This window comes from Geminicoccus roseus DSM 18922 (assembly GCF_000427665.1).
Classification (GTDB): domain Bacteria; phylum Pseudomonadota; class Alphaproteobacteria; order Geminicoccales; family Geminicoccaceae; genus Geminicoccus; species Geminicoccus roseus.
This window is the reverse complement of the sequence record NZ_KE386572.1, coordinates 2,842,345-2,868,532: the sequence shown is the minus strand read 5'-3', so window position 1 is coordinate 2,868,532 and position 26,188 is coordinate 2,842,345. Positions and strand designations below refer to the sequence as shown.

26 protein-coding genes and 1 riboswitch are annotated in these 26,188 nt (G+C 67.6%); of the genes, 15 read left to right on the top strand and 11 right to left on the bottom strand.

Annotation, left to right across the window (positions count from 1 at the left end):
- Positions 1-202 precede the first annotated feature (202 nt).
- Both GEMRO_RS29755 and GEMRO_RS0114405 read left to right on the top strand, forming a co-directional pair.
- Positions 203-1,243, top strand: coding sequence for a Ppx/GppA phosphatase family protein (locus GEMRO_RS29755; RefSeq protein WP_051329078.1), 1,041 nt, complete (start codon positions 203-205; stop codon positions 1,241-1,243).
- Positions 1,240-1,926: an RlmE family RNA methyltransferase gene (locus GEMRO_RS0114405; protein ID WP_027134553.1), complete on the top strand. Its 687-nt coding sequence runs from the start codon at positions 1,240-1,242 to the stop codon at positions 1,924-1,926. Before GEMRO_RS29755 ends, GEMRO_RS0114405 begins: the two co-directional genes overlap by 4 nt.
- A gap of 17 nt (positions 1,927-1,943) precedes the next feature.
- Here GEMRO_RS0114405 and GEMRO_RS0114400 read toward each other — a convergent pair whose 3' ends face one another.
- The gene (locus GEMRO_RS0114400) at positions 1,944-2,144 is read right to left on the bottom strand and encodes a hypothetical protein (RefSeq protein ID WP_027134552.1); all 201 of its coding nucleotides are present in this window, start codon (positions 2,142-2,144) and stop codon (positions 1,944-1,946) included.
- A 309-nt stretch (positions 2,145-2,453) separates the two neighbouring features.
- Between GEMRO_RS0114400 and glmM the strand changes: the two genes are divergently transcribed.
- The 5 genes from glmM to flgH all read left to right on the top strand — a co-directional run bounded on the left by glmM (position 2,454) and on the right by flgH (position 7,462).
- Entirely contained in the window at positions 2,454-3,812 is a 1,359-nt protein-coding gene (gene glmM, locus GEMRO_RS0114395; protein WP_027134551.1) for a phosphoglucosamine mutase, read from the top strand.
- Positions 3,813-4,295: 483 nt separating this feature from the next.
- Positions 4,296-5,018: a flagellar hook-basal body complex protein gene (locus tag GEMRO_RS0114385; RefSeq protein ID WP_027134550.1), complete on the top strand. Its 723-nt coding sequence runs from the start codon at positions 4,296-4,298 to the stop codon at positions 5,016-5,018.
- Between the two features lie 37 nt (positions 5,019-5,055).
- Positions 5,056-5,844 carry a flagellar basal-body rod protein FlgG gene (gene flgG / locus GEMRO_RS0114380; protein WP_027134549.1) on the top strand — a complete coding sequence of 263 codons (789 nt, stop codon included), beginning with the start codon at positions 5,056-5,058 and terminating at the stop codon, positions 5,842-5,844.
- 11 nt (positions 5,845-5,855) lie between these two features.
- On the top strand, positions 5,856-6,650 hold the full coding sequence (flgA, locus tag GEMRO_RS32735) for a flagellar basal body P-ring formation chaperone FlgA (protein ID WP_027134548.1): 795 nt from the start codon (positions 5,856-5,858) through the stop codon (positions 6,648-6,650).
- A gap of 98 nt (positions 6,651-6,748) precedes the next feature.
- Positions 6,749-7,462: a flagellar basal body L-ring protein FlgH gene (flgH, locus tag GEMRO_RS29745; protein ID WP_240476690.1), complete on the top strand. Its 714-nt coding sequence runs from the start codon at positions 6,749-6,751 to the stop codon at positions 7,460-7,462.
- A 440-nt stretch (positions 7,463-7,902) separates the two neighbouring features.
- On the opposite strand, the gene phoB is transcribed toward flgH, so the two are convergent.
- The 8 genes from phoB to GEMRO_RS0114330 all read right to left on the bottom strand — a co-directional run bounded on the left by phoB (position 7,903) and on the right by GEMRO_RS0114330 (position 17,418).
- Complete coding sequence (phoB, locus tag GEMRO_RS29740) at positions 7,903-8,625, bottom strand: phosphate regulon transcriptional regulator PhoB (protein WP_035485340.1); 723 nt, start codon at positions 8,623-8,625, stop codon at positions 7,903-7,905.
- Positions 8,622-9,323: a phosphate signaling complex protein PhoU gene (gene phoU / locus GEMRO_RS29735; protein ID WP_240476689.1), complete on the bottom strand. Its 702-nt coding sequence runs from the start codon at positions 9,321-9,323 to the stop codon at positions 8,622-8,624. The genes phoB and phoU overlap by 4 nt, the downstream gene beginning before the upstream one ends.
- Before the next feature lie 16 nt (positions 9,324-9,339).
- The gene (gene pstB / locus GEMRO_RS0114355) at positions 9,340-10,086 is read right to left on the bottom strand and encodes a phosphate ABC transporter ATP-binding protein PstB (protein ID WP_240476808.1); all 747 of its coding nucleotides are present in this window, start codon (positions 10,084-10,086) and stop codon (positions 9,340-9,342) included.
- A 74-nt stretch (positions 10,087-10,160) separates the two neighbouring features.
- Entirely contained in the window at positions 10,161-11,489 is a 1,329-nt protein-coding gene (pstA, locus tag GEMRO_RS0114350; RefSeq protein WP_084506973.1) for a phosphate ABC transporter permease PstA, read from the bottom strand.
- Positions 11,482-12,855, bottom strand: a complete 1,374-nt coding sequence (pstC, locus tag GEMRO_RS0114345; protein ID WP_027134545.1) for a phosphate ABC transporter permease subunit PstC — start codon at positions 12,853-12,855, stop codon at positions 11,482-11,484. Before pstC ends, pstA begins: the two co-directional genes overlap by 8 nt.
- 110 nt (positions 12,856-12,965) lie before the next feature.
- A complete protein-coding gene (locus tag GEMRO_RS0114340) occupies positions 12,966-13,991 on the bottom strand; it encodes a substrate-binding domain-containing protein (protein ID WP_027134544.1) in 1,026 nt (341 codons plus the stop codon).
- A gap of 95 nt (positions 13,992-14,086) precedes the next feature.
- Positions 14,087-15,478, bottom strand: coding sequence for an ATP-binding protein (locus GEMRO_RS29730; protein ID WP_051329077.1), 1,392 nt, complete (start codon positions 15,476-15,478; stop codon positions 14,087-14,089).
- Positions 15,475-17,418 (bottom strand): acetoacetate--CoA ligase, encoded by a 1,944-nt coding sequence (locus GEMRO_RS0114330; RefSeq protein WP_027134543.1) that lies wholly within the window; start codon positions 17,416-17,418, stop codon positions 15,475-15,477. The genes GEMRO_RS29730 and GEMRO_RS0114330 overlap by 4 nt, the downstream gene beginning before the upstream one ends.
- Before the next feature lie 439 nt (positions 17,419-17,857).
- Here GEMRO_RS0114330 and cysQ point away from each other — a divergent pair, with 439 nt between their 5' ends.
- The 8 genes from cysQ to GEMRO_RS0114290 all read left to right on the top strand — a co-directional run bounded on the left by cysQ (position 17,858) and on the right by GEMRO_RS0114290 (position 24,793).
- Positions 17,858-18,616: a 3'(2'),5'-bisphosphate nucleotidase CysQ gene (gene cysQ / locus GEMRO_RS0114325; RefSeq protein ID WP_035485338.1), complete on the top strand. Its 759-nt coding sequence runs from the start codon at positions 17,858-17,860 to the stop codon at positions 18,614-18,616.
- An 8-nt stretch (positions 18,617-18,624) separates the two neighbouring features.
- Positions 18,625-19,746, top strand: coding sequence for a quinone-dependent dihydroorotate dehydrogenase (locus tag GEMRO_RS29725; protein WP_157505593.1), 1,122 nt, complete (start codon positions 18,625-18,627; stop codon positions 19,744-19,746).
- Positions 19,747-19,749: 3 nt separating this feature from the next.
- Entirely contained in the window at positions 19,750-20,922 is a 1,173-nt protein-coding gene (locus GEMRO_RS0114315; protein WP_027134541.1) for a trans-sulfuration enzyme family protein, read from the top strand.
- 822 nt (positions 20,923-21,744) lie between these two features.
- The gene (locus GEMRO_RS29720; RefSeq protein ID WP_051329076.1) at positions 21,745-22,182 is read left to right on the top strand and encodes a hypothetical protein; all 438 of its coding nucleotides are present in this window, start codon (positions 21,745-21,747) and stop codon (positions 22,180-22,182) included.
- Positions 22,183-22,283: 101 nt separating this feature from the next.
- Positions 22,284-22,766 carry a hypothetical protein gene (locus tag GEMRO_RS0114305; RefSeq protein WP_027134540.1) on the top strand — a complete coding sequence of 161 codons (483 nt, stop codon included), beginning with the start codon at positions 22,284-22,286 and terminating at the stop codon, positions 22,764-22,766.
- Positions 22,763-23,236 carry a hypothetical protein gene (locus tag GEMRO_RS34915; protein WP_157505592.1) on the top strand — a complete coding sequence of 158 codons (474 nt, stop codon included), beginning with the start codon at positions 22,763-22,765 and terminating at the stop codon, positions 23,234-23,236. Before GEMRO_RS0114305 ends, GEMRO_RS34915 begins: the two co-directional genes overlap by 4 nt.
- 110 nt (positions 23,237-23,346) lie before the next feature.
- Complete coding sequence (locus GEMRO_RS29715) at positions 23,347-24,402, top strand: calcium-binding protein (protein WP_051329075.1); 1,056 nt, start codon at positions 23,347-23,349, stop codon at positions 24,400-24,402.
- Positions 24,403-24,556: 154 nt separating this feature from the next.
- A complete protein-coding gene (locus tag GEMRO_RS0114290; RefSeq protein WP_027134538.1) occupies positions 24,557-24,793 on the top strand; it encodes a hypothetical protein in 237 nt (78 codons plus the stop codon).
- A gap of 78 nt (positions 24,794-24,871) precedes the next feature.
- On the opposite strand, the gene GEMRO_RS0114285 is transcribed toward GEMRO_RS0114290, so the two are convergent.
- Both GEMRO_RS0114285 and ddpX read right to left on the bottom strand, forming a co-directional pair.
- Positions 24,872-25,327 (bottom strand): 6,7-dimethyl-8-ribityllumazine synthase, encoded by a 456-nt coding sequence (locus GEMRO_RS0114285; RefSeq protein WP_027134537.1) that lies wholly within the window; start codon positions 25,325-25,327, stop codon positions 24,872-24,874.
- 74 nt (positions 25,328-25,401) lie between these two features.
- Positions 25,402-25,561, bottom strand: a riboswitch (FMN riboswitch).
- 59 nt (positions 25,562-25,620) lie between these two features.
- Positions 25,621-26,175 (bottom strand): D-alanyl-D-alanine dipeptidase, encoded by a 555-nt coding sequence (ddpX, locus tag GEMRO_RS0114280; RefSeq protein ID WP_027134536.1) that lies wholly within the window; start codon positions 26,173-26,175, stop codon positions 25,621-25,623.
- Between the last annotated feature and the right edge of the window lie 13 nt (positions 26,176-26,188).

Here is a 26,188-nt window from a genome sequence, read left to right as displayed (position 1 = left end):
CCCGGTTTCGGCAGGCTGCCGTCTCATGGAGCTCTGGCGGCGGCGAGGTATGGCGGCACCTGCCACCCCCCCGCGGATGGAGAATGCCGGTAGCAGGGACCGCTTGGGTCCCGCAAGCAAGCCGGGCCTTTGACGATGGCGCCGGGCGCCCTTGCATCGGCGTACGTTGCGTACGGGGCCGGCGCGGCACTATGATCGTTTTATGTTAGCCGAGGATGACAACGAACTTCTGGAAGCAGGCGAGTCTGACGCAGAGATCGCTCCTGTGCTGGCGGCTCTCGACCTCGGCACCAACAATTGCAGGCTGCTCGTGGCCAAGGAGGCCGGCAGCAGCTTCGACGTGGTCGACAGCTTTTCCAGGATTGTCCGGCTGGGCGAAGGCCTCGCCTATACCGGTCGCCTGTCCGATGGCGCCATGGCCCGCACCATCGCGGCGATCCGGGTCTGCCGCAGCATCATGGCGAAGCGCGGGGTAACCCTGGCACGCTGCGTGGCGACCGAGGCGTGCCGACGGGCCGAGAACGGACCGGCCTTTGTCGAGCGGGTCTACCGGCAGACGGGGATCCAGCTGGAGGTGCTGGATCAGGAGGAGGAGGCCGCCCTGGCGCTGCTCGGCTGCCTCCCCCTGGTCGACCAGGATGCGCGGCATCTGCTGATGATCGACATCGGCGGCGGTTCGACGGAGCTGATGTGGCTGGACCGGACCCGCACCCCGGAGGATGGCGGTGCGGTGTCGCTGTCGCTGCCGCTGGGCGTGGTCACCTTGTCGGAGAGCTTCGGGTCGGACCCGAACGCCGAGCGCTATGATCGCATGGTCGGCTTTGTCGAGCGCCGTCTCACGGCCTACGAGCAGATCCAGCACTTCGCCCGCCATGGGCTGCAGGGCACCACGCAAGTCCTGGGCACCTCCGGGACCGTCACGACCATGGCGGCCATTCATCTGGGCCTGCGCCGCTACGACCGGCGCCGGGTGGACGGCGCGCTGCTGGACTATGATGTCCTCGATTCGGTCGGCCGCCACCTGCGCACCCTCAGCAATGCCGAACGTGCGGCGCACCCTTGCATCGGCAAGGGCCGCGCCGATCTGGTGGTGGCAGGCTGCGCCATCCTGGACGCGGTCTGCCGGGTCTGGCCGATCGAGCGCCTCCATGTTGCGGACCGCGGCGTGCGCGAGGGCATCCTGAACGGACTGCTCGGCAAGAACCTGCACCAACTCCTGGCTCCTGTCGGATTCTTTGCATGAGCAGTGATGGCTCCCGTACCCGGGTCCGGCTGAAGGATGCGCGGGCCCACTCCTCCTCGTCGCAGCGCTGGCTGAACCGGCAGCTCAACGACCCCTACGTGAAGCGTGCGAAGGCGCTGGGCTACCGGGCACGCTCGGTGTTCAAGCTCGAGGAGATCGAGAAGCGGTTCGGATTGATCCGGCCCGGTCAGGTCGTGGTCGACCTGGGTGCCGCGCCGGGATCCTGGAGCCAGTACGCCGTCAAGAAGGGCGCCACCGTGGTGGCGGTCGATCTCCAGCCGATGGAGCCGATCCCCGGCGTGAAGATCATCGAGGGGGACTTTCTTTCCGAGGAAACGGAAAGGGCGCTGTCGGAGAGCGTCGGCGCCCGGGTGGACCTCGTGCTCAGCGACATGGCCGCATCCTCTACCGGCCGCAAGCTGGTCGACCGCCTGCGTGCCGAGCAGCTCGGCGAAGCGGTCCTGGTGTTCGCCGACATTCATGTGGTGCCGGGCGGTTCAGTGCTGATCAAGCTGGTCCGGGGTGCGGAGGCGGTCCTGCAGAAGCAGGCCAAGGACATCTTCAAGAGCGTCCGGATCATCCGCCCAGACGCCACCCGGAGCGACAGTTCCGAGTGCTTCCTGCTCGGCCTGGAACGCCTGCCACCGACGAGTGCCTCCGACGACCCAGGCCCTTCGGACTGAACAGCCGGAACCCGTTCTTAGCGGAGCAGGTCCACGACGCGCCCCCGCAGGATCAGGTCGACCGGGCGCTGGCGAGCCCGGCGGTCCACCGATTCCTGTCCTGCACTCTTGCCGGCCGAGCGGCCGTAAACCAGCAGATGCCGATGCCGGGTACGCCGTTCGATCGGCTCGCAGCGGCCGTCAGGCCATAGGATCTCGCCGCGGTCCCCGGCTTCCATCGCGACCTCCTTGGTGAAGCTTAATCCGCTCGCAAGATGACTTATAGGATTTAGAGCGTATGTGGTCGAGCGCGCGGCGGTGTCGGGCTACCTCCCGGTACGGCCGCTTCGCAAGTCGAGCCGCTTCGAGGCGATGAAGTGCCCGCGCCGCAACCGACCGGTTCTCCGGGAACGTGATGGCAATCACTGTGGCAAGGTTGCTGCGGTGCGACATCACGGGTGGCTGGACGCTACGACTTTGATGGACTTGCGCCCACAAGGGTTGCAGTTGGACGATGACACCGCGACGCGTATGGAGGCGGGCAGGTTATGGAACGGCGGCTGTTCGGAACGGATGGGGTGCGTGGCACCGCGAACACTTGGCCGATGACCGCCGATATGGCGCTGAGGCTTGGTCAGGCGGCCGGGCGCGTGTTCGTTCGTGGCGATCATCGCCACCGCGTCGTGATCGCCAAGGACACCCGGCTCTCCGGATACATGATCGAGCCTGCGCTGACCGCAGGCTTCGTATCGGCCGGGATGGACGTGATGCTGGCCGGACCGCTGCCGACGCCGGCAGCGGCATTCCTGACCCGCACCCTGCGTGCTGATCTGGGCGTCGTCATCTCCGCCTCGCACAATGCCTATCAGGACAATGGCATCAAGCTGTTCGGCCCCGACGGCTACAAGCTGTCCGATGCGATCGAGATAGAGATCGAACGGGCAATTCTTGCGGAGACGGCGCAGGCGCTGGCCGGGCCTGCCGAGCTTGGCCGGGCACTGCGGATCGACGACGCGCATGGCCGCTACATCGAATACCTGAAGAGCAGCTTTCCGCGGGGAATGACCCTGTCGGGCCTGAAGATCGCTGTGGATTGCGCCAACGGCGCGGCCTACCACATCGCCCCGGACCTGTTCTGGGAGCTGGGCGCCGAGGTGGTCCGGGTCGGCACCTCGCCGAACGGCTTCAACATCAACCATGAGTGCGGCTCGACCCATCCGGAGAACGTCGCCCGCGCCGTGCTGGCCCACGGCGCCGATCTGGGCATCGCCCTGGATGGCGACGCCGATCGGGTCGTGATGGTCGACGAGCATGGGCAGGTCATCGACGGCGACCAGGTCCTCGCCCTGATCGCCTCGCAGTGGCAGGAGGAGAGCCGGCTGACCGGCGGCGGCGTCGTCGCGACCCTGATGTCCAATCTGGGCCTGGAGAATTTCCTGGCCGAGCGCGGCCTTCCCCTGCACCGCACCAAGGTGGGCGACCGCTACGTCGTGGAGAAGATGCGCGCAGGCGGTTTCAATCTGGGCGGCGAGCAGTCCGGCCACATCATCATGACCGATTTCGGCACCACCGGCGACGGCCTCCTGGCCGCATTGCAGGTGCTGGCGGTGCTCTTGAAGAAGAACCGGCCGGTGAGCGAGGTCGCCCGGCCGTTCCTTCCCCTTCCCCAGCGTCTCTCCAATGTCCGGGTGAAGCAGCGCATCGACCTCACCGCGCCGGCCATCGAGAGCCTGATCCGGGACGGCCAGGAGCGGCTGGGCCGCAAGGGCCGGCTGCTGGTGCGGGCCTCCGGCACCGAGCCGCTGATCCGCGTGATGGTCGAAGCCGAGGACGAGGCCCTTCTGGCCGACATCCTCGGATCGATCAGCGGGGCGATCGAGACCTACGCGGCCACCGGCACGCACTGACACGGGGTTCGGCCGCCCCCCCGAAGGGGTGGCCGCTCGCAGCGCCGGCATCCAGTGCACCTGCGTGCCTGCGACCGTCACGGCTGGTCCTGATCGCGGCAACCTCGTCTTCGCGCCAGCCCAGCCCGCCTTGAGCGTCGCGCCCCTGCTGTTCCTGCGGACGTCCCGCTCCGTTTGTCCATCCCTGACGAAGGAAGGCTGATGGCGCGGCGCCTCGGGCGTTCCCGCATCCGGTGCTGAGCAGTGGTGGCCCAGAGGATTCTCCCGGCGATCCTCGCGCCATCAGGGATCGACCTCCGTGCCGGCGCGCCGGTTTTCGCTTCGGCGATAAGCTTTCGTTAACCAGCCTCTGCCATGCTCCCTTCGTCGGACGAAGCGGAGTTGCTGCGCATGACGTCGAGCTACCTCGCCCCGGGCAGGCAGTGGATCCCGCCCGTGCAAGTCGTGGGCTATCCCGCGACTGGCGCTGCCCGGAGACGCTGAATGGACCTCACCGGCTATCTCGGCCTCGGCCGCGGCATCGGCCTGCAGCGGGCGATGGATGTCCTTGCAGTCAACGTGGCGAATGTCGACACCACCGGCTACCGCCGGCAGGATCTGCTGTTCGAGCAGAACCTCCGCCGGGCGGGCCAGCCTGGAGCGGTGTCCTTCGGCGAGGACCGCGGCACCGTGGTCGACCAGCAGGAGGGCCCCCTGCGCAGCACCGGCGGCATGCTCGACCTGGCGCTGGTCGGCGCGGGCTGGTTCCGGGTCCAGACCGCCGAGGGGGACCGGCTGACGCGAGCCGGCCACTTCGCCAAGGATGCCGAGGGCAGGCTCGTCACCAGCACCGCCGCACCGCTCCTGGACGAGGCGGGCGCCCCGCTGGTCCTGCCGATCGATGCCAGGACGATCACCGTGGCGGCCGACGGGACCATCTCGGCCGACCAGGTCGTGGTCGGGCGGCTGGGGGTCGTCGAACCGGCCGCAGGTGCCGGCCTGATCCCGGAAGGTGCGGGCCTCTACCGGACCGATGCCCCCCTGGTGGCGGCCGGGGAGGCCAGGGTCGTCCAGGGATCGCTGGAAGGCTCCAATGTCCAGCCGGTCGCCGAGATGACCCGCCTGATCGCGGTGACACGTGCTTTCGAGAGCACCCAGAAGCTCCTGGAAACCCATCACGACCTGGCGCGGCGAACCGTCGACCGCATGCTGTCCTCGTCGGACTGACCTGTCTGCCCCCTCCCGTACCGGAACGGAAAGCCCCATGCGCTCGCTGAACATCGCCGCCACCGGCATGGCTGCCCAGCAGCTCAACGTCGACATCATCTCCAACAACATCGCCAACATGACGACCACGGGCTTCAAGCGGGCCCGCCCGGAATTTCAGGACCTGCTCTACCAGAGCCAGCGTCAGGGTGGCGCCGCATCGTCGGAGAACGGCACCCTGGTGCCGGCCGGGGTCGAAGTCGGCCTGGGGGTCAAGACCGCGGCCATCTACCGCGTGCTGGAGCAGGGGCCGCTGGTCGGGACCGAGGATGATCTCGACATCGCGATCCAGGGCCGCGGCTATCTTGCCGTCGAGCTGCCGTCCGGCGAGGTCGCGTACAGCCGCTCTGGCAATCTGCAGCTTGGCCCCGAGGGACAGCTTGTCACCGCGGACGGCTACCCGGTGGCCCCCGGGATCACGGTGCCGAGCAATGCGCTGGAGCTGACGATCAACCCCGAAGGCGGTGTCAGCGTTCGTGTGCCGGGCCAGGTCGAGATGCAGGAGCTGGGCCAGCTCGAACTGGCGAGCTTCGTCAACGAGGTGGGCCTCGAGCCGCTCGGGACCAACCTCTATGCGGAAACCGCCGCCTCCGGGCCTCCCAGCATCGGCACGCCCGGATCGGAAGGCTTCGGCACCATCCTGCAGCGCTACCTGGAGAGCTCGAACGTCAATCCGGTCGCCGAGATCACCAGCCTGATCACCGCCCAGCGCGCCTATGAACTGAACTCGCGGGTGATCACCGCCACTGATTCGATGATGGGCACCGTCACCCAGCTGCGTGGCTGAGGAAGCCGGTGATGAGCCGCCTGCCCTGGACGTGGCCGAGCCGCCTCCGCATGATCCTGCCCCACGCAGCACTGGCTGCCGTCCTGGCCGGCATTATGGTCCTTCCGCAGCCGGTCTGCGCCGACGGATCGGTCGTCGTGACGCCCGGCGATTCACTTGATGCGGCGACGCTCGAGGACCTGGTGCGCCGCAGCCTTCCCGGGCCGGAGGGCGGCGAATGGTCGATCCGGATCGTCCAGCCCGGACTGCCCCTGTTCAATCCTGCCGCCGAGCCTCTTTCGATCACCGTGGCCCTGGATGAGGCCAAGCCCATGGAGGGAGGCCGGGGGCCCGAACGGGTGAACGGCTGGCTGCGGGCCACCGATGCCCGAGGTCATGGCGCCAGGCTGCGGCTCGTTGCGGAGCTGCAGGTCCTGGAGACGATCCCGGTGCCGCTCCGCCCGCTGGCCGCGGGCATGGTCGCAGCACCGGAATTGTTCGGGGAGGCCGCTTGGCCCAGGTCGCGGCTGGAGGACGATGTCATCCGTTCGCTGGACGAACTGGCTGGCCTGGAACTGGCGCGGCGCCTTCCGGCGGGCCGGCCGATCCGGCGCGCGGCCTTGCGCGCCGCCCGGGCGATCCATCGCGGCGAGCCGGTGCGGATCGTCTTTGTCGACCGCGGCCTTCAGCTCACCGTGACCGGCCACGCACTGGAAGACGCGGCGGTGGGCGAACTCGGCCGTGCGATCAACACGACCACCAACCGGCAGGTGCAGGGCCGGGTCGTGGCGCCGGGCGAGATCGTGATCGGAGGTTCTGGACCATGATGCGACATACCCTGCCTTGGCCGGCGGCGGCCAGAAGCCCCGCCGGTGCGCATGGCGCGGTAAGGAGCGCCAGGAGGCGGGGCACTGGCTGGGCCATCTTGCCGCTGATCCTTTGTGGCTGCGGGATCCCGGAGCGGCTGGAGATGATCGGCAAGACCCCGCCCCTCACCCCGATCGAGAACCCGGTGGCGGTGGCCGGCTACCAGCCGGTATCCCTGCCCATGCCCCCTGCCGCGGAGGCACCGAGCGCTGGCGCCAATTCCTTGTGGCGCAGCGGTGCGCGAGCCTTCTTCAAGGACCAGCGCGCGCGGGACGTGGGCGACGTGCTGACGGTGCGCGTCACCATGGCGGACCGGGCCCAGCTGAACAACGAGAGCACCCGCTCGCGCAAGAGCAGTGAGGATTTGGGCATCGACAGCATGTTCGGGGTGGCCGGCACGGTCCAGGACATGCTGAGCGATGAGTCCGACGATGGCGATTTCGTCGGGCTGAACAGCCAGTCCACCAATCGCGGCCGCGGAACCGTGAGCCGCGACGAGGAGATCCGGCTCTCGGTGGCGGCGGTGGTCACCCAGGTCCTGCCCAACGGCAACCTGGTGATCCGGGGACGCCAGGAGATCCGCGTCAACTTCGAGGTGCGCGAGCTGGTGCTGGCCGGCGTGGTCCGTCCCCAGGACATCACCTCCGAGAACACGATCGCCCACGAGAAGATCGCGGAACTGCGGGTCGCCTATGGCGGCCGCGGCCAGATCACCGATGTCCAGCAGCCGCGCTATGGCCAGCAGGCCCTCGATATCCTGCTCCCGTTCTGAGCCATGTGTTACCTCTGCCCGCCCCTTCCGGCGGAGTTCGGCGCATCGGGGCGGAGCGGATCGGCAAGACAGGATGCCAGGATGGGCAACCGGAACGCGCGGGGCCCGGTCGCAGGTGGCCGATGATGCAGTACGGAACGTCGTGCCGATGCTCTCGCGCCACGCCGCCGGCGCCGGCATCCTGTCGCGGACGGTACCGGCCTCGCCAGCACCGGAACGGTCCGGCGCGAGCGGTCGTCGACGACCCGCTGTTCATTCCCGCGACGACCGCCTCCGCGCAGGCGGATGTCGGCTCACGAGGCGGCATGGCTGGCCTCCCGCCTTGCCCTGGCCGCCGACTTTCCCAGGTGCCGACTTCCCCAGGTGCTGCCTGGCCGGCGGACCTGAAGAGGCCCGACGCGCGGGGATGCCCCGCGACGGAAGCTGAGGGGGTGCGGCCTTCAGCCGGTTTCGGCCATTCCTTCGCTGGCGACGCCGTGCTTGAGGTCCAGGGAATAGCCCTCAGCCCGCACGGTGCGGAGAAGATCGGTCTCGCCGTTCTGGTTCAGGGAGCGGCGCAGGCGGCGCACGGTGGCGTCGACGGTGCGCAACTCGATCTCCAGGTCGGTGCCCCAGACCCGGTCGAGCAGCTGGGCACGGTTGAAGACCCGACCAGGATTCTCCAGGAGATAGCGGAGCAGACGGAACTCGGTGGGCGAAAGATGGACCTCACGGCCGTTGCGGAACACCCGGTGGGCGGTCAGGTCCATGCGCAGATCGTGGAAGCTCAGCGCCTGCTCGGAGAAGGCCGGGCGGACCCGGCGCAGCACCGCCCGGATCCGCGCGATCAGCTCGACCGGCGAGAACGGCTTGGTGACGTAGTCGTCAGCACCGGTCTCCAGCCCGCGCAGCCGGTCATGCTCCTCGGTGCGCGCGGTCAGCATGATGATCGGCACCCGCGCGGTGTCGCTGCGCCGCCGCAGACGCCGGCACAATTCCACGCCGGAAATCTCCGGCAGCATCCAGTCGAGCAGGACCAGGTCGGGCGTGCGCTCGTCGATCAGCTGGAGCGCCTCCTCCCCGTCATAGGCCTGCGCCACCTCGAAGCCCGCCGCCTTCAGGTTGTAGCTCAGCAATTGCTGGAGAGGCGGCTCGTCCTCGACGACCAGGATCATCGGCTTCATTTGTCCTCGTCCCGGCTGCGATTGATCTCGTCGCCATGGATCATGTAGTGAATCTTCTCCGCGATGTTGGTCGCGTGGTCGCCGATCCGTTCCAGGTTCTTGGCGATGAAGATCAGGTCGATGCAGGGCGTGATCTTGCGCGGGTCCTCGAGCATGTAGGTCAGGAGCTCGCGGAAAACGCTGTTGTGTGCGTTGTCGACTTCCTGGTCGCGCTTCCAGACCGCCATCGCCTTCTCGGGATCGCGGGCGATGTAGGCGTCCAGGATGTCCTTGACCATCTCCTGGCACATCTCGGCCATCAGCGACATGGTCGGGATCGGCCGCATCGGCGTCTGGGTCTGCAGCCGGATGACGCGCTTGGCGATGTTCACCGCATAGTCGCCCATCCGCTCCAGATCGTTGGAGATCTTGAGCGCCATCGCGATGATCCGCAGATCGATCGCCATGGGCTGCCGGATCGCCAGCACCTTGATCGCGGTCTGGTCGAGCTTCTCCTCCAGCCCGTCCACCTGCGGATCCCGGTCGATCACGGTGCGGGCGATGCGCTCGTCGCCATCCATCAGGGCCTGGGCGGCGAAGGCGACCTGCTGCTCGACCACCGCGCCCATCTCGGTGATCAGCTTGGTGATCTGCTCGATGTCGTCGTCGTAGGAACGAACCAGGTGCTTCTTGATCGGCCCGCTGTCGGTCATGGTCATGGATCCTCCCTTCCCGTCAGCCGAACCGGCCGGTGATGTAGTCCTGGGTCATCTGCTGCTTGGGATTGGTGAAGATCTCGTCGGTGTCCCCGAACTCGATCAGCTTGCCCAGGTGGAAGAACGCGGTCTTCTGCGACACGCGCGCCGCCTGCTGCATGTTGTGGGTGACAATGCAGATGGTGAAGTGCTGGCGCAGCTCGTCGATCAGCTCCTCGATCTTGGCCGTCGCGATCGGGTCGAGAGCGGAACAGGGCTCGTCCATCAAGATCACGTCGGGCGCCACCGCGATGGCGCGGGCGATGCACAGGCGCTGCTGCTGGCCGCCCGACAGGCTGTTGCCCGGCTGGTGGAGGCGGTCGGCGACCTCCTTCCACAAGCCAGCACCCTTGAGGCTGGTCTCGACGATCTCGTCGAACTCGGCCTTGCTGCTGGCCAGCCCATGGATGCGCGGGCCGTAGGCGACGTTCTCGTAGATCGACTTCGGGAACGGGTTTGGCTTCTGGAACACCATGCCGACATGCTGGCGCAGCTGCACCACGTCCACGCTGCGATCGTAGACGTCCTTGCCGTCCAGGCGGATGTCGCCCTCGATCCGGCAGCCGTCGATCGTGTCGTTCATCCGGTTCAGGCAGCGCAGGAACGTCGACTTGCCACAGCCGGACGGCCCGATCAGCGCCACGACCGAGTTCTTGGCGACGTCGAGGTCGACATCGAACAGGGCCTGCTTCTCGCCGTACCAGAGCTTGACCTTGCGCGCCGCCATCTTCGGCACGTCCGCCTGCGCGGGCGACACCGTCTTCGGCAGGTCGTTGACTTTGACTGCAGTCGCCATGGTGCTCACCACGTCCGTTCGAATTTCTTACGCAGCAGGACCGCGATCAGGTTCATCACGATCAGGAAGCCCAGCAGGACGATGATCGCCGCCGCCATCCGCTCGGTGAAGGCCCGTTCCGGGCTGTCCGACCACAGATAGATCTGCACCGGCAGGGCCGTGGCCGGATCCATCGGGCCGGACGGCACGTTGGCGATGAACGCCACCATGCCGATCATGAGCAGCGGGGCGGTCTCGCCCAGCGCCCGCGCCATGCCGATGATCGTGCCGGTCAGGATGCCCGGCAGGGCCAGCGGCAGGACATGGTGGGTGACCACCTGCAGGGGCGAGGCGCCTACGCCCAGTGCTGCCGCGCGGATCGAGGGCGGCACCGCGCGCAGCGCGGCCCGGGTCACCACGATGATCACCGGCAGGGTCATCAGCGCCAGGGTCAGGCCGCCTGCCAGCGAGGCCGAGCGCGGGATCCCGAACAGGTTCAGGAAGATCGCCAGGCCCAGCAGGCCGAACACGATCGAGGGCACCGCCGCCAGGTTGTTGACGTTGACCTCGATCAGGTCGATCCAGCGGCTCTTGGGCGCGAACTCTTCCAGATAGACCGCGGCGGCCACCCCGATCGGCACCGCGAAGCAGAAGCAGATCAGCATCATCCAGGCCGACCCGACCAGGGCCGCGCGCAGGCCGGCCTGCTCGGGCTCGCGGCTGTCCGCGTTGCTGAACAGCACCCAGTTGAAGCCGGTCTCGATCCGTCCCTGCTCCGTCAGCTGATCGACCAGGGCGATGTCGCGGTCCTTCAGGCGGCGGTTCGCCTCGGGGATCGACGGGTCGACCTCGCCCTTCACGTACTGGTCGCGCTCGTCGTCCAGCAGGAAGCGCACCTTCTGGGTGGTGCCGATGATGGACGGGTCGTCCAGGACCATGGAGCGCAGCTCGATGGCGCTGCTGCTGGCCAGGAGCCCGCGCAGGGCGCGCCGGCCGAGCCGGTCGGTGACCTCCGGGAAGGTGGCGTAGAGCGCCTGGTTCAGGACGGCCTGATAGTCGGCATCGGCCAGCTGCTCCGGGTCGCGGCTGCCCGACGGATCGATCTCGGCGGCGTCGAACGTCACGTCCAGCGCGGCGTAGGTCGTCTGGAAGGCGCCCAAGCCCTGGCTCAGGACGGTGGTCAGCAGGATCGCCAGGAGGCCGATCGCCACCATCACCGCACCCATGCCGATCGCCTTGAAGCGACGCTCGCGGGCATAGCGGCGACGAACGTGCGCGGCGACCTCCGCGTCGGGCCGGGGCGGGCGCTGCGTGATCGCGGCGAACCGGCCTCCGGTGGTTACCATGTCAGTCATAGCGTTCCCGGAAGCGCTGGAGGATGTACAGGGCGACGATGTTCAGGATCAGGGTGATGCCGAACAGGAACAGGCCGAGCGCGAAGGCGGCCAGCGTCTTGGCGCTGTCGAACTCCTGGTCGCCCACCAGCAGGGTCACGATCTGGACGGTGACGGTGGTCACCGCGGCGAACGGATTGGCGGTCAGGTTGGCGGCAAGCCCGGCGGCCATCACCACGATCATGGTCTCGCCGATGGCGCGGCTGACCGCGAGCAGGAAGCCGGCGATGATGCCGGGCAGCGCCGCCGGGATGATCACCCGCTGGATGGTCTCGGCCTTGGTGGCGCCCAGCCCGAACGAACCGTCGCGCATCGCGGTGGGCACCGCGTTGATCGCATCGTCGGACAGGGAGGACACGAACGGGATGATCATGATGCCCATGACCACGCCCGCGGCCAGCGCGCTTTCCGAGGCGACGTCCAGGCCGACCGCCTCGCCCAGCCCGCGGAAGAAGGGAGCTACCGTCAGCGCGGCAAAGAAGCCGTAGACCACGGTCGGGACGCCGGCCAGGATCTCCATCAGCGGCTTGGCGACGTCGCGCACCTTCTTGGGCGCATACTGCGACAGCCAGATCGCAGCCATGATCCCGATCGGGCCGGCGACACAGATCGCGATGAAGGTGATCAGCAGGGTGCCGGTGATCAGCGGCACGGCACCGAAACTGCCGCTCGAGCCGGTCTGGTCGGCGCGGATCGCGGTCTGCGGGCTCCAGTTCAGCCCGAAGAAGAACTCGATCGGCGAGACCATGGTGAAGAAGCGCAGGGTCTCGAACAGGACCGAGAAGACGATTCCGGCGGTGATCAGGACCGAGATCGCCGCGGCGGCCAGAAGGAGATAGTCCATCCAGCTTTCGACGTGGTTGCGTGCGCGGAAGGCCGGATCGACACTGCGATAAGCGGTCCAGCCGAGCCATCCCGCCAGCGCCACGCCGATGAGGCCGAACACCCAGTTCCCGATGAGCATCACCGTCGCATAGGTGCTGCCGGCGTCCAGCAGTTCCGCGGTGGGCTCACGGGTGGGCGACAGGCCCGCCGCAACCCGGCGCACGTCCTGCATGAAGAACTGCAGGACTTCCGGCGCCTCGTTGCGGATCCCGTCCGACAGGCTGGACGTGACAATCCAGCTGACGAGCGGGCCGGAAAACAGGAACCACAACAGCACGACCAGCAGGGCCGGACCTCCGGAGAGGAGCGCCGCGTACCAGCCATAATATCCGGGACGACTGTGCAGGGCGTTGGATCGCCCCCCCGCCATCGCCCAGGCCCGTTGCCGCGAGAACGTGTACGCTCCCGCCGCCATGACCAGAATGATCGCTAAAATATACATTACTTACCGCCCGGCCGCGGAACTCGCTCGACAGGCCGGGGGCTGGCACCGCCCCGTCGGCCCCGAAAGATACGAGGCGGTCCGCAGACCGCCTCGCCCTCAGGTCTCGATCAGGAGCCCAGGCTGACCGGCGTCAGGGCCAGGGCCTGCTCGCGGACCTCCTCGCGCTTCTCTTCCGGCAGCGGGATCAGGCCCTTGTCGACCAGGTAGCCGTCCTCGCCGAACGCGGCCTCGCTGGTGAACTCCTCGATGAACTCCTTGATGCCCGGAATCATCCCGACATGGGCGTTCTTCACGTAGAAGTAGATCGAGCGGGAGACCGGATAGGTGCCGTCGGCGATGTTCTCGAAGGTCGGCTCGTTGCCGTCGATCGGATGGCCGTTCAGGCTGTCCATGTTCTGGTCGAGGAAGCTGTAGCCGAAGATGCCGACGGCATTCGGGTTGGCCTGCAGCTTCTGCACGATCAGGTTGTCGTTCTCGCCGGCCTCGATATAGCCGCCATCCTCGCGGATCGTCTGGCAGGCCGCCTTCTTGTCGTCGCCTTCCAGCGCCTCGATTTCGGGGAAGGTCTCGCAGCCATGATCCATGACCAGCTCGACGAAGGCGTCGCGGGTGCCCGAGGTCGGGGGCGGGCCGAGCACCTCGATCTTCACGTCGGGCAGCGACGCGTCGATCTCGCTCCAGTTGCGATAGGGGTTGGCGACCAGCTGGCCGTCCACCGGGACTTCCTTGGCAAGGGCCAGGAAGATCTGCGGGATGGTCAGGTTGACGTCCGGCGCGGACTTGTCGGAGGCCAGCACGATGCCGTCGAAGCCGATCTGGACCTCGGTGACCTGCTCGACGCCCGCCTTGGCGCAGCTTTCCAGCTCCGAGGCCTTCATGCGGCGCGACGCGTTGGTGATGTCGGGATTGCTCTCGCCGACGCCGCTGCAGAACAGCTTCATGCCGCCGCCGGTGCCGGTGCTCTCGACCACGGGGACGGGCATGCCGGACTTGGCGCCGAACTGCTCGGCCACGGCGGTGGAGAACGGAAACACGGTCGAGCTGCCGACGATGCGGATCTGGTCCCGGGCGTGGGCGTCGGTCGCGAAGGCGCCGAGGGCCAGGGCGGCCGCGGCATAAGCCAGATGCTTCATCTGGAAGGCTCCATAGGTGGCGTGCGATGGGCGCTGAGATGACCCATGGCGGTGCCGCTTTTATGGCGCTTGTGTGACAGCAGCGTGACTGCGCCTCAGCGCACCGGGATGAACACGCTGAACCGGGACCCCTCGCCCAGCTTGCTTTCCACGTTCAGGTGGCCGCCATGCCGCTTGATGATGTGCTTGCAGATCGCAAGTCCCAGCCCGGTTCCGCCCGCCCGCCGCGAGCGGCTGCGGTCGACCCGGTAGAAGCGCTCGGTCAGGCGCGGCAGGTGCTCGGCGGCGATGCCCTCGCCCTGGTCGATCACCGACAGGCGGATCGCCGGCCGTCCGGCCAGCGGGCCGGCCTTGTCGCCGGCCGGGTCGAGGCAGGCGAGCTCGATCCGCACCGGCGTGCCGGGGCGGCCGTACTTCGAAGCATTGTCGATCAGGTTCGCCACCAGCTGCTGGAGCTGGTCGGGATCGCCGCGCACGCGCATCGGCCGGTCCTCGACCTCCGTCTCCACCGTGGTCCGGTTCTTGCGCAGCTGCGGCTCCAGCCCGCTGACCGCCACCTGCACCAGTTCGGCAAGATCGACGTCCTCGGAGACCGGCCGGTGCACGTCCGCCTCCAGCTTGGACAGCGACAGAAGATCGTCGATCAGCCGGGTCATCCGCGAGGATTCGGCTTCCATGATGTCGAGGAACATCGCCTGCGCCGAAGGGTCGTCCCGGGCCGGGCCCTTGAGGGTCTCCACGAAGCCGTTCAGCGCGGTGAGCGGCGTGCGCAGCTCGTGGCTGGCGTTGGCGATGAAGTCGGAGCGCATCCGCTCGATCGCGACCTGCTCGGATGTCTCGCGCAGCGACAGGATCGCGGCCGGCTCGCCGTCGACCGTGAGCATCGGCTGAATCCGGCAGGTATAGTGCCGGGTCCGGTCGAGCAGCGGACTGAAGCTGACCGTGGACGAGACGTCGGCGCGGATGGCGGAATCGATCGCCGCCAGGATGCCCGGGTCGCGCAGGAACCGTCCGAGCGGATGACCGGCGAGCTTCTGGTCGAAATGCTGCTCGGCGGTGGGGTTGGCCAGGCGGACATAGCCGCGGCTGTCCACCACCAGCACCGGGTCGGGGATGGCATCGACCAAGGCGCGCTGAAGCTCGTCGGAGGCCGCGACCCGGCGGCGCAGGCCCTGGGTCTCCCGCTCCATCGCCAGCAAGGCACGGGGCAGGCGGCCGTAGAAGAAACTGTCCGGCACCGAGCCTGGCTGGGTGGTGCCGACCCGCAGCCGCTCGACCCAGGCGATCAGCGGCGCCAGCTGGCGGACCCGCCACCAGGCGACCACCGCGCCGATGGCAACCGCGACGGCCCCACCGATCAGCGCGTCCTGGCTGTCGACCAGGCCCACGAACCAGAGCAGGCCCAGCGGGATCCAGCCGGGCAGGCTCCAGACCACCGCCTCCATCCAGGTCCCGCGCGCCGCGAGGAAGGGCGGTGCCTCGCTCAAGAGCGCAGTTCTTCCAGGTCGCGGTAATGGTCGAGGGCCTGCGGGTTGGCCAGCGCCTCGGTGTTCTTGACCTGCCTTCCATGGATGATGTCGCGCACCGCGATCTCGGTGATCTTGCCGCTCATGGTGCGCGGGATGTCGGCGACCTGGACGATCTTCGCCGGCACGTGGCGCGGCGTGGCGTTGGCCCGGACCTGCTTGCGGATCCGGTCGCGCAGCGCGTCGTCCAGCGCCACCCCCGGCCGCAGCTTCACGAACAGCACGACGCGCACGTCGCCCTGCCAGTCCTGGCCGACGCAGATCGCCTCCAGCACCTCCTCGACCTGCTCGACCTGGCGATAGATCTCGGCGGTGCCGATCCTGACCCCGCCCGGGTTCAGGACCGCGTCGGAGCGGCCATGGATCACCAGGCCGCCGCTCTCGGTGATCTCGGCATAGTCGCCATGATGCCAGATGCCGGGGAAACGTTCGAAATAGGCGGCGCGGTAGCGGCTGCCGTCCGGGTCGTTCCAGAACGAGACCGGCATGCAGGGAAACGGCCGGGTGCAGACCAGCTCGCCCTTCTCGCCGCGCACCGGCTGGCCGTCGTCGTTCCACACGTCCACCGCGAGGCCCAGTCCCGGCCCCTGGATCTCGCCCATCCGCACCGGCAGCGTCGGGTAGCCCAGCACGAAGCAGGAGACGATGTCGGTGCCGCCGGAGATGGAGGCGACCTGCAGGTCCTGCTTCACCGCCTCGTAGATCCAGGCAAAGCTCTCGGGCAGGAGCGGCGAGCCGGTGGAGAACAGGCTGCGCAGGGGCGCCAGGTCGAACTGGTCTGGCCGCACGCCGGCCTTCTTGCAGGCGTCCATGTACTTGGCCGAGGTGCCGAACTGGGTGAGACGCTCCTCCTCGGCGACACGCCAGAGGATCGCCGGGTCGGGATGGAACGGCGATCCTTCCCAGAGCACGAGCGTGGCGCTGCAGGCTAGGCCGCTGACCAGCCAGTTCCACATCATCCAGGAGGTCGTGGTGAAGTAGAACAGCCGGTCGCCGTCCTTCAGGTCGCCATGCAGCCGGTGTTCCTTGAGATGCTGGAACAGGGTGCCGCCCTGGCCGTGGACGATCGCCTTGGGCTTGCCGGTGGTGCCGGAGCTGTAGAGGATCATCAGCGGGTGATCGAACGGCAGGCGGCGGAACGTCGGCCGCTGCGCCGCCCCCGCGATCGCCTCGGCATAGATCACCGAGTCCGGGATCGGCGCCAGGTCCGGGGCCTCCTCCAGGTAGGGGACCACCACGACCGCGCGCAGGGACGGGATCGCCCTGGCGATGTCGGCGACCTTGGCGCGCACGTCGATCGGCTTGCCGCCATAGCTGTAGCCGTCAACCGCGATCAGCACGGTGGGCTCGATCTGGCCGAACCGGTCGAGCACGCCCTGCAGGCCGAAGTCCGGCGAGCAGGACGACCAGATCCCGCCCAGGGCGTTGGTGGCGAGCAGGCCGACAATGGCTTCGGGAATGTTTGGCAGCATGGCGGCCACGCGATCGCCCTCGCCAACCCCGATCCGCTCCAGGAACGCGGCTAAGCCCGCCGTCTGCTGGTTCAGTTCGGCAAAGCTGACCTCGCTGCGCCGGCCGCGTTCGTCCCGGGCGATCAGCGCGACGCCGTCGTCGCAGCGGCGCAGGAGATTCTCCGCATAGGAAAGGCGCAGATCGGGAAACCAGCGGGCGCCCGGCATCGCCTGGCCTTGCAGCGCCGGCTCCGGGTCGCCCTCGTCGATCACGCCGGCGAACCGGCGCAGTTCCTGCCAGAAGGCCGGGGCATCTTCGACCGACCGCCGCCACAGGCCGCGCGCATCCTCCGGCACCGCTGGATCACGGGAGGCCCAGCCGTCACGAAACGCGGTCCAGTTGCTCGCCGCGATCCGCTCTGCCGAGGGCTCAAATAGGATCGCGTTCATAATTATGCCTCCAAGCCTTCACCAGCCGTCCTTTCTCCTGGATACGCGCCGTACCGAAACTTCGCTACGATCTCTAGACATCCAGATGTTTCCCCGCCGGAGGCGGTGATCCATCCTGTCGCAGGCCTGCTTGGGTTCGTTCGTGTAAATCGGGGCACGGAGCCTGCGGATCCCGGAGGCGTCGCGCGCGGCCCGGTTTGTCCCGTTCCCAGATGACCATCCCGGCCAGCGCCGGCAGATGGACCGTCCTGGCCGTTCTAGGCTTATGCACCCATGTAAGGGTGGAGGCCGGGCTGCACCCTGGCGGCCGTGGCGTTCCTGCGCAGCCGCCATGTCCGCTTCACGCTGGCAGGAGAAGGCGGAACGAAGGTAAAGCCGCTCTGTCGGCTGTAGCCCGCATTGGACACCAGCCGTTTTCTCGCCCTGGAGAGCGCCGCCCTTGTTCCCGCCCATCCTCATCCTGCCCCAGGTCGTGGCGATCGCCGATCGCGCCGGGGAAGCCATCCTCCAGCACTACGCCCAAGGCGCCGCCGTCAGCACCAAGGGGGACGGCTCCCCGGTCACCGCGGCCGACCAGGACGCCGAGGCGCTGATCCTGGCGGCGCTGAAGGAGCTGACCCCCTCGATCCCGGTGGTGGCCGAGGAAGCCGCCGCCGCTGGCGACATTCCCGAGGTGGGCGCCGGCCAGTTCTGGCTGGTCGACCCCCTGGACGGGACCCGCGAATTCATCGCCCGCAACGGCGAGTTCACCGTCAACATCGCCCTGATCGACAACCACCGGCCGATCCTGGGCGTGGTGCTGGCGCCGGCGATCCGCACCACCTGGTGGGGGGCGCTCGGCCACGGCGCCACGGTGCGCGACGCCGATGGGACCCGGCCCATCCAGGCGCGGCCGGTGCCGGACGCCCCGGTGGCGGTCGCCAGCCGCTCGCATCGCGACGCGCGCACCGATGCCTGGCTGGCGGAGAATAAGGTCGCCAACATCGTCTCGGCGGGCAGTTCCCTGAAGTTCTGCCGGGTGGCCGAGGCGAAGGCCGACCTCTACCCGCGCTTCGGGCGGACCATGGAATGGGACACGGCGGCCGGCCAGGGCGTGCTGGAGGCGGCGGGCGGCCAGGTCCTGCGCCTGGACGGCAAGCCCTTGTGCTATGCCAAGCCCGGCTTCGAGAATCCCGAGTTCATCGCACGGGGTTCTTGAGCCGGCCGATGCTGCACCACCTGCTCCGCCTGCTGCCGTCCGAGGCCGCGCACCGCGCGGCCGTGCGCGGCACTGCCCTGCTCCCGGCCGGCAGACCGGTACCAGAGCCTTTGCTGCGCACCGAACTGGCCGGACTCGACCTGCCGGTTCCGATCGGCCTGGCGGCCGGGTTCGACAAGAACGCGGAAGCGTTCGACGGGTTCGGGCGGATGGGGTTCGGCTTCGTCGAGATCGGCTCGGTGACGCCCAGGCCCCAGCCGGGCAACCCGAAGCCCCGCCTGTTCCGCCTGGACGAGGACCAGGCGGTGATCAACCGGATGGGCTTCAACAATGACGGCCTGGACGCCGTCGCCGCCCGGCTGGAGCGGCGCTCTCCCAAGGGGCCGGTGCTGGGCGCCAATGTCGGCGCCAACAAGGATTCCGCCGATCCGATCGCCGACTACCGGACCTGCGTGCGCCGGCTGCACGACTTGGTCGACTATCTGGTCCTGAACGTCAGTTCGCCGAACACGCCGGGCCTGCGGCTGCTGCAGAAGCAGGACGCGCTGGCGCGGCTGGTGGCCGAGGTGCGGGCCGCCCGCGACCAGGTGGCGGCCGCCGGCCGGGCGCGGCCCTTCTTCGTCAAGGTGGCGCCGGACCTGGAGCCGGACGACGAGGATGCGATCGCCCGGGTGCTGCTGGCCGAGGGCGCCGACGGGCTGATCGTGTCGAACACGACGGTGGCCAGGCCGCCCGGCCTGCGCTCCAGCCACAAGGACGAGACCGGCGGGCTGTCCGGAGCGCCCTTGTTCCAGCCGTCCACCGACCTGCTGCGCCGGTTCCGCGCCCGCCTGCCGGCCATGCCGATCATCGGGGTCGGCGGGATCGATTCGGTGGAGCGCGCCTTCCAGAAATTCCGTGCCGGCGCCGACGCCATCCAGGTCTACAGCGGCATGGTCAGCCAGGGCGCTGGCCTCGCCCGCCAGCTTCGCTTCGGCCTGCGGGCAAGGCTGGAGGCGGAGGGAATCGCCCATCTGCGCGACGTGTCCGGCCCCCGGGCGCCATTGGCGGTGCTGCACGCGCCATTGACGAAGGGGACCCGGCAAGCGCATCCAGATCGCCCGATTCCCGAGCGCCCAGCGGAGTCCTGAGAGTTGGCCAGCAAGTTGCGCCGCGCCACGGCGATGATCCATCGCCCGAGGGTTCGCAGCGAGTTCGGCGAAACCTCCGACGCGCTGTTTTTGACCGCCAGCTTCTCCTATGCGAGCGGCGAGGAGGCGGAGCCGGGCTTTGCCGAGCCCGGCGGGCGCTACTGCTACACGCGGGTGGGCAATCCCACCGTTCATGCGCTGGAGGACCGCTGGGCCCTGCTGCAAGGCACCGAGGCCGCGATCAGCACGGCGAGCGGGATGGCCGCGGTGCAGGCGGTGCTGATGGCGTCGCTGAAGGCGGGCGACCGGCTGGTTGCCTCCCAGCCGCTGTTCGGCTCGTGCTTCTGGCTGTGCACCGACCTGCTGCCCCGCTACGGCGTGCAGGTCGATCTGGTGCATGCCGGCGACCTGGACGGCTTCGCCCGCGCCCTGGCCCGTCCGGCGAACCTGGTCCTGCTGGAGACCCCGGCCAACCCGACCCTGGACCTGGTCGACATCCGCGCGGTTGCGGACCTGGCCCATGCGGCGGGCGCGAAGCTCGTGGTGGACGACGCGCTGGCCTCGCCGATTTGCCAGCGCGCCGCCGAGCACGGCGCCGACATCGTGGTGACGTCCGCCACCAAGCATGCCGATGGCCAGGGCCGGGTGCTGGGCGGGCTGATCGCCTGCGACCGGGCCACCCGGGACGAGCTGCTCCACCCGTTCATCAAGCATACCGGCCCGGTGCTTTCCCCGTTCAACGCCTGGGTGCTGCTGAAGAGCCTGGAGACGCTGGAACTGCGGGTGCTGCGGATGGCGGAGAGCGCCGCCCGGATCGCCACCTTCCTGAACGGGCGGCTGGCTCCTGGCTCGGTGCGCTATCCGGGATTGCCGGACGACCCGCACCATGACGTGGCGCTGCGGCAGATGCTGAACGGCGGCACGCTGCTGGCCTTTCGGACCGGCGGCGGCAAGGAGGGGGCCTTCGCGATGCTGCGCCGGCTCCAGGTGATCGAGATCACCAACAATCTGGGCGACACCCGCACCATCGTGACCCACCCGGGCACCACGACCCATGGCCGGCTGTCGCGCGAGGAGCGGGTCCGCATCGGCATCCATGACGACCTGGTCCGGCTGTCGGTCGGGCTGGAGGACGCCGACGACCTGATCGAGGACCTGGACCAGGCCCTGGGCTGACCGGCCGACCGCCGGCCGTTTCCCGTTCCCGACGGAACGGGCTTCTCCTTTCAGGACAGGATCGGAGGCTCCGATGCGGCGCTGCTTGGCGGCCGCGCCACCCGCTGATTCTTGCGGGGGCCCTCCGAGCAGCCGGTTCCGGAACGAATGTTCTTGTTCCAAAAGAATATTCTATGTTATCTGTAGGAATATTACTACCAATTTTGGATTATCCGATCTGGCTCTGCTAATAATCTGAAAATAAAAATTGGAACAATTGGCATTTCTGGTCACACATAAATAATTTGGAATGGAAACGCGATCATGGCTGGATCCTTCAAGGTAATATCTTTCAGTTACGTACTTTCACCCTTCCGATTCTTTCCTGCACTCCGTCGAGGATTGCGCCAAAACCAAATCGGGAAAGGTGGTTCTTCTATCCAGGCATCGACAAGTCACCATCTGGAAACTACCAGAATAGTGAGTGAAACGAGAATCCGCTTCAGCGGACGTCCTCCCGGCCGGCGGTCGATCCCCGGCATGCGCAGAACAAAAGCAACCTGGAGCATGGGCCTGTCGCTGACAGGCCGTCCGCCAATCCGCTGAAACAACGTCGCCGGCTGACACGGGAAATTCTCGGGCCGGCTGCTTGGCGCCCTCGCCGCCGCCTTCTGGCACGAAGGCGGAACGATTACCCGCGCCCAAATATTGGGAAATAAAAGCAGAAAATTTTAATCATTTTTTCGTTGTTATCCAGAAAATTCATGATATCCCAAAAATATCCCTCGATAGTTCCGGAATTCCCCGGAGGATATTCGTCGAAGGGATGTCGGGAGTATTGCAATGCGTGGTCTGAAAATTCTTCTCTGCTCGGTTGCCGTTCTCGGCCTGGTCTCCGCGACCGCAATGGCGGGAGGCAACAACAACGGCAATGGGAACGGGAATGGCAATGTCGGCAACCATAACGGCAACTACAACGGCAACTCCAATGCCGGGTCCTACAATGGCAACGGCAACGGCAACGACAACAGGGGCAACTGGAACGGCAACAAGAACGGCAGCCACAACAAGGGCTCCTACAACGGCAACGAGAACGGCAACTTCAACTACGGCTCGGCCAACGGCAACCTGAACGGCCGATACAACCGCGGCTACGGCAACGGTAACGTCAACGGCAACGACAACCGCGGCAGCAACAACGGCAGCTACAACGGCAGCGGAAACCGCGGCAACGACAACGGCAACTACAACGGCAACGGCAATCGCGGCCGGGCGTGGTGATCCAGACAGGTCACCGATGACCTTCTGACGTCGCGAGGAGTCCCCCGTGCCTTCCCCGGCACGGGGGATGTCCCCGCCCCACCCAGGAAAGGATCAACGCCATGAGACCAGCGACAGCCATCGCCGTCATCGCCCTTGCCGCCGCGCCGCTCCTGGCGATCGACCAGGCCGCCGCGCAGGGCAACGGAACACGCTCGTTCTCGTCGTTTGCCGGCGGCATGTTCGACAACGGCAATGTCGGACGGAACAACACCGGCACCAACAATGTCGGCAACAACAACACCGGCAACAATAACGTCGGCAACCACAACGGCGGCCATGGCAACATCGGCAACCACAACGGTTACCAGAACTCCGGCCATAACAACGGCAACCACAACATCGGGATCGGCAACGGCAGCCACAATACCGGCAGCGACAATGGCAACGCCAATATCGGCCGGAACAACGGCAGCTACAATTCCGGCAACGGCAACGGCAACGCCAATATCGGCAGCTTCAACGGCAACCGGAACGGCGGAAACCTGAACGGCAACCGCAACATCGGCCGCTTCAACGGCAACGGCAACGGGATCGACCGATGAGCGGCCCCGGCGGGCCCGGGCGGAACACCAGGCCGCTCCCCCGGATGCTGCTTGCCCCGCTCCTGTTCATGGCCGGATCCACCAGCGCCGCCGCGATGTCCTGGGTCGGGCCGCCGGAACTTGACCTGGGTGTCCGCCGGGTCGCCGAGGACCGCTACCTGACCGACTACTGGCAGCGCTGGTTCGGCGACGACTCCCAGCTGGCCGGGAGGTCGGATGCAAAAGCGGGCGGACCCGACACGCCCACCCTGAGCAGCGACGGCCAGGGCAACAACAACGGCAACAACAATCTCGGCAATAACAACGGCAACAACAATCTCGGCAACAACCGCGGCAATGACGGCGTCGGCGATTCACGCGGCAACGGCAGCAGCGGTTCCGGCCAGGGCGGTGCCAGCGGCAACGGCAATGGCAACGGGAATGGCAACACCGGTAGCGGCAACGGAAACGGCAACGGCAACGGTCGCTGACACGAGCACCGCTCGTTCAGCATCCCGCGGACGTCCTGCAGACAAGGTCCAGCCCGTCGGGGACGGTGATCCAGCCAGAACCGTTGACATCAGATCAGGGAGTGAAAGCCATGGCAATCATCATCGGCGGCATGGGCAAGGCTGCCAATGCAAGCGACTTCATCTTCGGCGACGACGAGGACAACTATATTTTCGGCGACCGCTACACCGCCGGCAATCCGGACGGGGTGGAGGAAGTCGGCGGCTTCCTGAACCGGCAGGGCGGCCATGACGTGATCACGGGCGGAGCCGCGCAGGACAACGTGCTGGGCGATGCCTGGGTGCTCACCGCCCACGGCCACGGCGGCAGCGACCGCATCGACGGCGGGCGCGGCCAGGACAACCTGTTCGGCGACGCCTTCACGATGACCGGCCGGGCGGAAGGCGGCGGCGACCAGATCTTCGGCGGCTGGGGCCACGACAATTTGTTCGGCGACGCCTTCGAGATGTCCAACCGGACGCTCGGCGGCTCCGACTATCTCTATGGCGGCCTGGGCCGGGACAACATGTTCGGCGAGGCCTACGAGATGTGGGGCGACGCCTGGGGCACCGCCGACCATCTCTATGGCGGCCAGGGCGACGACCGGCTGTTCGGCGATGCCTACACCATGGCCCACGAGACGCGTGGCGGCCGCGACCATCTCCATGGCGGCGACGGCCAGGACCAGCTGTATGGCGACGCCTACGAGATGTCCGGCGCCGCCTGGGGCCAGAACGACCGGCTCGTCGGCGGCTCCGGCAATGACAGCCTGTTCGGCGACGCCTTCGAGGCCGGCATCGGCCGGCCGGCGCTCGACGTTCGGGGCGGCGACGACGTGCTGGTCGGCGGACCCGGCAACGACGTCCTGTGGGGCGATTTCGCCTTTGTCGAAGGCGAGGTGACCGGCGGCCGCGACGTGTTCGTGCTCGGCCCGAACAGCGGCTACGACCTGATCGGCGATTTCGAGAGCGGCAAGGACCGGATCGACGTCAGCGGCTACGAGATCGACGGGTTCGACCAGCTCGACATCTTCGACAACGGCACGACCGCGGTGACGGTCTGGTTCGACGATCGCAGCGACGTCCTCGTGCAGACTATCGGGCAGGACCCGCTCGTGCTCAAGCCGGCCGACTTCATTTTCGGTTGAGCCGGACTTTCCTGCCTCCGGCTGGCCTCAGGCAGCCGGATGACGACGAATACTTGGCAGATTGATCATGATCCAGGATTTCACCCATCGATTCATGATGGTCCGATTTTGTTCTTCACCCCGATAATCCGGCCGCCAAAAGGAAATCCAGCCCATGAAGGAGTCTCTGCAAGCCTATCGCCATCGCATGAAGAAGGCCGGCATGAAGCGGGTCGAGGTGTCGATACGGGAAGAGGATGCCGAACTCATCCGGCATGTGGCCCGGGCCCTTGCCGGCAATGACCGCAAGGCCGAGCACGTGCGGTCGGTCATCCAGAGCGCGATCCCGGCCAAGACCCGCCTTTCCTTCAAGGAATGGCTCGCGGAGAACCCGGACCAGGAGGAAGGTTGACGATGGCGCGGTCGACAGCGGCGCCGGCAGCTCTCGGCGGCCGGGGCCCCGTCCCGTGCGGACGGGACCCCCTGCCCTTCATCGCGGCAGCTTCGCCACCGCCGCGGTGATCGCCAGGCAGGCCGACGCCGCCTCGCGGCCCTTCACCTGGAAGTGGCGGGTGAAGAATTCCTGGTGGATGGCGTGCTCGTGGAAGTGCTGCGGGGTCAGGACCGCCGAGAGGACCGGCACCTCGGTCTCGAGCTGGACCTGCATCAGCCCGGAGATCACCGCCTGGGCGACGAACTCGTGGCGATAGATGCCGCCGTCGACCACCAGGCCGGCGCCGACCACCGCCTGGTAGCGGCCGGACTTCGCCAGCAGCTTGGCGTGCAGGGGAATCTCGAACGCGCCGGGCACCTCGAACAGGTCGATCTGGGAACGGGCGACGCCGCCCTCGGCCATGGCCTGCAGGAAGGCGTCACGGCTCTGGTCGACGATGTCCTTGTGCCAGCAGGCCTGGACGAAGGCGAAACGGGAAGAAGACTGATCCACGGGCGGCTTCCTCGGGTTGCCGGTTCATGAATCAGGGCATGGTGACAGCAGCCCCGGCCGGAACAGGACGAGGCGGCCGATCTCTTTCATCCGGACTGTGACCGTCGGCCCCGGGATCGCACCGGAGTCTGCTGACCCAGCCGGCCTTCCGGCCGGCAGGCGCTCGCGGGCTCGCGCGGCGTTTCCGCCGCGACCACCGCCGGTGGGGATTTCCGCCCCGCCCTGAGATCATCACCCGCCGGTCGGCGGGCGGAGAAGCAATAGGATGCGCTGCACGCCGCCCGCAAGCGCCGTCACATCATGGCGGGCGCCGCCGCACCGTCCGCGATCAGGGGATAAAGGGCGCGCGCGTCGAACAGCTGGTAGTGCCACCACTCGGCCCGATAGAAGTCGAACCCGGCGGCGGTCATGAGCCCGAGCAGGACGAGACGGTTGCGCTGGGCCGCCACCGGGATCTCCTGGTCGCCATGGTGAGAGCGGGGCGTGAACGCGTCGAACTCGGTCCCCATGTCGAGTTCCCGGCCTTGCTCGTCCAGGAGGGTCAGGTCCACCGCGACCCCGCGGCCATGGGGCGAGCCGCGCCAGGGCACCGCCAGGAATTCCGGGTCGGGCGTATGGTTCCAGAGCTTCCACTGCGCTTCCGGCGGCCGGTACAGGTCGAACAGCTTCAGACGCAGGCCGAGCGGCCGCGCAAGGTCGATGGCCCGCCGCAGTCCTGCCGCGGCGGCCGGGTGCAGGAGCGGCAGGGCACGGGCATAGACGGGCCGGCCGGTGAAGTTGCGCTCCGTCGCATAGCGCAGGTCGATCTCGACATCGAAATCGGGAGGGGCGATCGGAACGAGCGGCATGAAAGGAACCCCA

Bases quoted from the DNA above. Each gene is read 5' to 3' on its own strand.
- GEMRO_RS29755 (WP_051329078.1), top strand. From the start codon at position 203: ATGTTAGCCGAGGATGACAACGAACTTCTGGAAGCAGGCGAGTCTGAC.
- GEMRO_RS0114405 (WP_027134553.1), top strand. From the start codon at position 1,240: ATGAGCAGTGATGGCTCCCGTACCCGGGTCCGGCTGAAGGATGCGCGG.
- GEMRO_RS0114400 (WP_027134552.1), bottom strand. From the start codon at position 2,144: ATGGAAGCCGGGGACCGCGGCGAGATCCTATGGCCTGACGGCCGCTGC.
- glmM (WP_027134551.1), top strand. From the start codon at position 2,454: ATGGAACGGCGGCTGTTCGGAACGGATGGGGTGCGTGGCACCGCGAAC.
- GEMRO_RS0114385 (WP_027134550.1), top strand. From the start codon at position 4,296: ATGGACCTCACCGGCTATCTCGGCCTCGGCCGCGGCATCGGCCTGCAG.
- flgG (WP_027134549.1), top strand. From the start codon at position 5,056: ATGCGCTCGCTGAACATCGCCGCCACCGGCATGGCTGCCCAGCAGCTC.
- flgA (WP_027134548.1), top strand. From the start codon at position 5,856: ATGAGCCGCCTGCCCTGGACGTGGCCGAGCCGCCTCCGCATGATCCTG.
- phoB (WP_035485340.1), bottom strand. From the start codon at position 8,625: ATGAAGCCGATGATCCTGGTCGTCGAGGACGAGCCGCCTCTCCAGCAA.
- phoU (WP_240476689.1), bottom strand. From the start codon at position 9,323: ATGACCATGACCGACAGCGGGCCGATCAAGAAGCACCTGGTTCGTTCC.
- pstB (WP_240476808.1), bottom strand. From the start codon at position 10,086: ATGGCGGCGCGCAAGGTCAAGCTCTGGTACGGCGAGAAGCAGGCCCTG.
- pstA (WP_084506973.1), bottom strand. From the start codon at position 11,489: ATGACTGACATGGTAACCACCGGAGGCCGGTTCGCCGCGATCACGCAG.
- pstC (WP_027134545.1), bottom strand. From the start codon at position 12,855: ATGTATATTTTAGCGATCATTCTGGTCATGGCGGCGGGAGCGTACACG.
- GEMRO_RS0114340 (WP_027134544.1), bottom strand. From the start codon at position 13,991: ATGAAGCATCTGGCTTATGCCGCGGCCGCCCTGGCCCTCGGCGCCTTC.
- GEMRO_RS0114330 (WP_027134543.1), bottom strand. From the start codon at position 17,418: ATGAACGCGATCCTATTTGAGCCCTCGGCAGAGCGGATCGCGGCGAGC.
- GEMRO_RS29725 (WP_157505593.1), top strand. From the start codon at position 18,625: ATGCTGCACCACCTGCTCCGCCTGCTGCCGTCCGAGGCCGCGCACCGC.
- GEMRO_RS29720 (WP_051329076.1), top strand. From the start codon at position 21,745: ATGCGTGGTCTGAAAATTCTTCTCTGCTCGGTTGCCGTTCTCGGCCTG.
- GEMRO_RS0114305 (WP_027134540.1), top strand. From the start codon at position 22,284: ATGAGACCAGCGACAGCCATCGCCGTCATCGCCCTTGCCGCCGCGCCG.
- GEMRO_RS34915 (WP_157505592.1), top strand. From the start codon at position 22,763: ATGAGCGGCCCCGGCGGGCCCGGGCGGAACACCAGGCCGCTCCCCCGG.
- GEMRO_RS29715 (WP_051329075.1), top strand. From the start codon at position 23,347: ATGGCAATCATCATCGGCGGCATGGGCAAGGCTGCCAATGCAAGCGAC.
- GEMRO_RS0114290 (WP_027134538.1), top strand. From the start codon at position 24,557: ATGAAGGAGTCTCTGCAAGCCTATCGCCATCGCATGAAGAAGGCCGGC.
- ddpX (WP_027134536.1), bottom strand. From the start codon at position 26,175: ATGCCGCTCGTTCCGATCGCCCCTCCCGATTTCGATGTCGAGATCGAC.